The following is a 4612-nucleotide window of genomic DNA, read 5'->3' on the forward strand; positions in this document are numbered from 1 at the left end:
CGCCCGGCCCTGGCCGACACGAACGTGGCCGCGAGCGCCACGCCGACGGCCTCGTACACCTCCCCGTGGGAGAGCGTCGCGGCGCTCAACGACGGCATCGACCCCCCGAGCTCGAACGACACCGTCAACCGCCGCTGGGGCACCTGGCCCAACACCGGCTCGCAGTGGGCCGAGCTCACCTGGGGCGCCACCCAGCAGCTCAGCTCCGCCGAGGTGTACTTCTTCGACGATGGCGGCGGCGTGCGCGTCCCGGCCTCGTGGAAGCTGCAACGCTGGACCGGCAGCGCGTACGCCGACATTCCCGGCACGTACCCGACCGCCGTCAACGCCTACAACAAGGTCACCTTCTCCTCGGCCGTGGGCACCACGCGGCTGCGGGTCGTGCTGGAGAGCGGTCAGGGCTCGGTCGGGCTGCTGGAGATCAAGGCGTGGACGGCCGGCTCACCGGGCGGCGGCACCGGCTGGACCCCGCCGTCCGGCCTGGTCACCCCGCTGAACGAGGTCTGGCAGCACCAGGAGAGCACCTACCCGAACCTGTACGGCTTCCGCAACTACGGCTGGGACCAGGTCATGGCCAACGGCGGCTCGATCAACTACTGCGTGCGCTGGGACACCACCGCCACGGTGACCGCCGCCCAGCGCGACCAGATCCACGCCACCCTGGCCCGCCAGTTCAAGAAGTGGATGGACCTCATGGTCGGCCACAACGGCTGGCCGTACAGCAGCGTGCCGGTCAAGGTGGTGGGCTGGGCGGTACGTGACCGCGCCCAGCTCCAGTGGAGCGACAACTCCGTGGACGTCTACGTCAACGACATCCGCGAGAACGCGCCCCAGTGCGCCGAGCCGTGCGGCCGGTTCTTCAACCAGAGCGGCAACTACCCCAACTGTCCGGGCGGCGCGTCGCACCACTACGACATGTCGTTGTGGCTGACCGCCGGCTTCGGCGGCGGCGCGGGCGGTGACTGGGGGCAGCGGATCGGCAGCGAGTACTACATGTCCAACCTCAACACCGACAACGTGCACATCCTGCTGCATGAGATGGGCCACTCGTTCGGCCTGGACGACTTCTACGACTGGACGCCGACCGGCGTGTGCTGCTTCCTGATGAAGGCGGGCAGCGCGTCGTCGATCACGGAGTTCGACGCGTGGATGTTCCGCGACTGGTGGCGGCATCTGAAGAGCCGTTACGGGCTCTGACGTCCGGTCCGCCCCTCTGTCGCGCGGAGGGGCGGACGGGCCGCGGCGCGGTGTCCGGTGGTGTCCGTTGGTGTCCGGCCGGAGGTCGGACGGGACACCGGTGCGGACGCCGCGCCGCGGGACTCGGGCGGGCCCTGGGGGAGACCCGCCCTCAGGCCGGCGTCAGTGTTGCGTGCAGCCGGCCGTCTGCGGGGAGCCCACCGGCACCTTCACGCCCACGCCGGCCGCGTCGACGCCGGACAGGCAGATCGGGACCTTGTTTCCGTTCAGAGCGCTGTTTCCGTTGAGCGCGTTGACGACGCCGTCGATCCCGCCGGGGACGACCGCGGCGGCGGGCGCGGCGAGGGCGGCGAGCGCGAGCGCGCCGGCGAGGGTGATGGTGGCGATGCGAGTCGAACTGCGCATGGGGATGTGCCCTTCTGTGAGCGGAGGGGACCAATGTTTTCCGTGTGTGGGTCTTGCCGCTCGCGATGACTACAGAACGTGACGTGTAGTTACTGTGCGCTGTCATGCCTGGAATCGAGGGCTGTCGAACCCGCAACCTGGTTCCGGTCGTCTAAGGCGCTCGCCAGGTCCTGAGGCGTCCGCCCCGGGGCTCGCGGCCAGTCGCGGAAAGGCGCTTTCCCTCAGAGTTTCCGAGCCGGAGGCGGCCGTCAGCGGGCGCTGCTCCTGCGGGGACGGAGCTCGGCGGGCAGCACCACCTTGGCCGGGTGCGCGCTGGGTGCGGCGATGCGGTCCACGAGCAGGCGCGCCGCCATGCGCCCCAGCTCGTACGTCGGCTGCGCCACCGTCGTGAGCGACGGCCGGACGAGGTCCGCCCAGGGGGTCTCGTCGAACCCGACCAGCCCCAGCTCCCCGGGCACCTCCACCCCCCGATCGGCCAGGCATCGCAGCGCCCCCACCGTCATCAGGTTGTTGGCCACGAAGACCGCGTCGGGACGCGCGGCGCTCGACAGCAGCCCGGCCATGGCGTCGTAGCCGCCCTGCTCGCGGAAGTCCGTGCGCACGACCACCGGCTCGGCCCCCGCCAGGGCGGAGGTGTAGCCGCGCAGCCGCAGGTCGGCGGTGCTGACGCCCTCGGGCCCCGTGACGCAGGCGATCCGCGAGTAGCCGGCGTCGAGGAGGTGGCGGGTGGCGGCGCGGGCCGCCGCCTCGTTGTCCACCACGACGGTGTCCACGGCCCCGCGCGGCAGCTCGCGGTCGATGGCGACGACCGGGACGGGGGAGCCGAGCAGCGTCCTGGCGGCCTTGGTGCTGCCCGAGGAGGCGATGATGATCCCCGCCATCTGCTCGCTCAGCGCCGCCGCGACGTACGTCTCCTCCTTGGCCGGGTTCTCGTCGCTGTTGCACAGCACGACGGAGTAGCCGGCCTGCTGGGCGACGTCCTCGATGCCGCGCACGGTGGCGGTGAAGAACGGGTTGCCGATGTCGGAGATGATCACGGCCCACAGTGTCGTACGGCTGCGCCGCAGGTTGCGGGCCACCGCGTTGGGCCGGTAGCCCAGCGCGCGCACCGCCGTCAGCACGCGGGCGACCCGTTCGGGATCGACGGTCAGCCGGCCGTTGAGCACGCGCGAGACGGTGGCCGCCGAGACCCCCGCCTCGCGGGCGACGTCGTAGATCGTGGGCATCGCACCAGCTTTCCACCGCCGACGGACCCCGCCTGGCCCGTCCTCGTCGCGGAGGACGACCCGGCGCGGGAAGCGCGTTTCAGCCATGATCGCCATCGCACGCTACGAAAACTCCCGAAATAGCGCTAACTAACGGGGTAAATGCTCAGACAGATCTGGTCTTGACGCGGGTCCGGCCACGCGGGTAGACCATCGGAAATCGATTGCTCACCGCGTCCGGTAGCCGTCGGCGCGCAGCGGCCACAGCCCGGCGGGAACCACGGCGCATGAGAGGGTGAGCGGCAGATTCACTTCCCGACCGACGAGTGAGGATCCCGTGCCTTCGAACATGGCTGAAGACGCCGGCGGCGTGCGGAGCGTCCAGCGGGCTTTCGACATCCTGTCGCTGCTCACCGAGGACCGGCGCACGCTGACGATCCGCGAGGTGGTGGACGAGACCGGGCTGGCCAAGACCACGGCCCTGCGCATGTTGCAGACGCTGGAGCACATGGGGCTGCTGTGGGCCACACCGAAGGGCTACACGGCGGGCCCGGCCCTGTGGCGGTGGGCGCACCTGGCCCGCAACGCGTGGGAACTGCCGCCGGAGACCGTCGCGCTCATGCGGGAGCTGGGTGCGCGGCAGCGGGAGACCGTCAACCTCTACGTGCTGCGCGACGTGCACCGCGTCTGCATCGCGCAACAGGAGAGCTCGCAGCCGCTGCGGCACGTGGTGCGGGTGGGCGACGAACTCCCGCTGTGGGCGGGCGCGTCGTCGAAGGTGCTGCTCAAGGACGCGCCGGAGCGGCTGCTCGAACGGGTCGCGCGCTCCTCGCCGTACGGGGTGGAGCACGCGGCGACGCTGCGCGGATGGGCCGCGCAGGCCGAGCGCGACGGCTACGCGGTCAGCCACGGCGAGCGCGAGCCGGGCCTGTCCGCGGTGGCCGTGCCCGTCACCGCTGGCTCGAAGGCGACCGTCGCCGCGCTCACGCTGAGCGGCCCGACCGTGCGCTTCACCGGCGAGCGCGTCGAGGAGTTCACCGCGGACCTGATCGAGGTGGCCCGGCGCATGTCGGAGCGCGGCTTCGACCACCCCCTCACCTGAGCCGCCCGGCCCCGGCGGGCGTGAGGAAGAGCGTGACCGGGGCCGACAGCAACGCCACCGCGCACGCGGCGTTGAGCGCCACCGGCAGGCCGGACGCCTCGCTCAGCGCCGGGCCCGCGAAGGCGCCGACCATGCTCGCGGCGGCCTCCACGGTGAGGAACACCGCCGTGACGCGGCCGAGGATCGCGCCGGGGGTGGCCCGCTGCACGTGCGTCTGCACGGCGACCAGCACCGTCACGCCCGGCAGCCCCAGCAGCACGGCGGCGGCCAGCGCGACGGGCAGCGACGCGCTGTTGAACAGCAGCAGGAAGGCGGCCCCCACGAGCGCCTGGGCCGTGGCGACGACCGGCCGCGGCGCGAAGCGGTCCACCAGCCGGCGGCTGACGGGCGCCCCGATGAGGAAGCCGAGACCCAGCGCGGACAGCAGGTAGCCCACCTCGGTGCTGCCGCCGAACGTGGCGATGCCGAAGGGGATGAGCAGGGCGGTGAGGGCGGCGTTGGCGAGCAGGTACACGCCGTTGGCGGCCAGCAGCCCCCGCGTGACCGGAGCCCGCCGCACCAGCAGCAGCCCCTCCCGGACGGCGGCCCGCACCGAGAACGCCGGCGCGGCAGGGCCCGGCCGCTCGCCACCCCAGTCGGGTGCGGCGGGCTCCGGCTGCCCATCGCCGGAGGGGGCGGGCGCGCACGGCGGGGAGTCGGCTGG

Annotated in this window: 4 protein-coding genes and 1 pseudogene; 2 read left to right on the plus strand and 3 right to left on the minus strand. The window is 72.4% G+C overall.

The annotated features are described in order from the left end of the window. Positions 1-1197, plus strand: a pseudogene (locus tag FAF44_RS52120) (hypothetical protein); the annotation flags it as partial. A 162-nt stretch (positions 1198-1359) separates the two neighbouring features. Here the strand turns inward: FAF44_RS52120 and FAF44_RS52125 are convergent. Next, positions 1360-1602, minus strand: coding sequence for a hypothetical protein (locus tag FAF44_RS52125; protein ID WP_237110935.1), 243 nt, complete (start codon positions 1600-1602; stop codon positions 1360-1362). 248 nt (positions 1603-1850) lie between these two features. Beyond that, positions 1851-2828 carry a LacI family DNA-binding transcriptional regulator gene (locus tag FAF44_RS52130; RefSeq protein ID WP_237110936.1) on the minus strand — a complete coding sequence of 326 codons (978 nt, stop codon included), beginning with the start codon at positions 2826-2828 and terminating at the stop codon, positions 1851-1853. Between the two features lie 328 nt (positions 2829-3156). Between FAF44_RS52130 and FAF44_RS52135 the strand changes: the two genes are divergently transcribed. After that, positions 3157-3909, plus strand: coding sequence for an IclR family transcriptional regulator (locus FAF44_RS52135; RefSeq protein WP_237110937.1), 753 nt, complete (start codon positions 3157-3159; stop codon positions 3907-3909). Here the strand turns inward: FAF44_RS52135 and FAF44_RS52140 are convergent. Next, positions 3902-4612: MFS transporter (locus FAF44_RS52140; protein WP_237110938.1), on the minus strand; the 711-nt coding region annotated here is incomplete at its 5' end. The two genes, FAF44_RS52135 and FAF44_RS52140, sit on opposite strands and share 8 nt — an antisense overlap.

The organism is Nonomuraea sp. MG754425 (assembly GCF_021699195.1).
GTDB lineage: Bacteria > Actinomycetota > Actinomycetes > Streptosporangiales > Streptosporangiaceae > Nonomuraea.

Coding starts and splice junctions, on each gene's coding strand:
- FAF44_RS52135 (WP_237110937.1), top strand. CDS start 3,157: ATGGCTGAAGACGCCGGCGGCGTGCGGAGCGTCCAGCGGGCTTTCGAC.
- FAF44_RS52130 (WP_237110936.1), bottom strand. CDS start 2,828: ATGCCCACGATCTACGACGTCGCCCGCGAGGCGGGGGTCTCGGCGGCC.
- FAF44_RS52125 (WP_237110935.1), bottom strand. CDS start 1,602: ATGCGCAGTTCGACTCGCATCGCCACCATCACCCTCGCCGGCGCGCTC.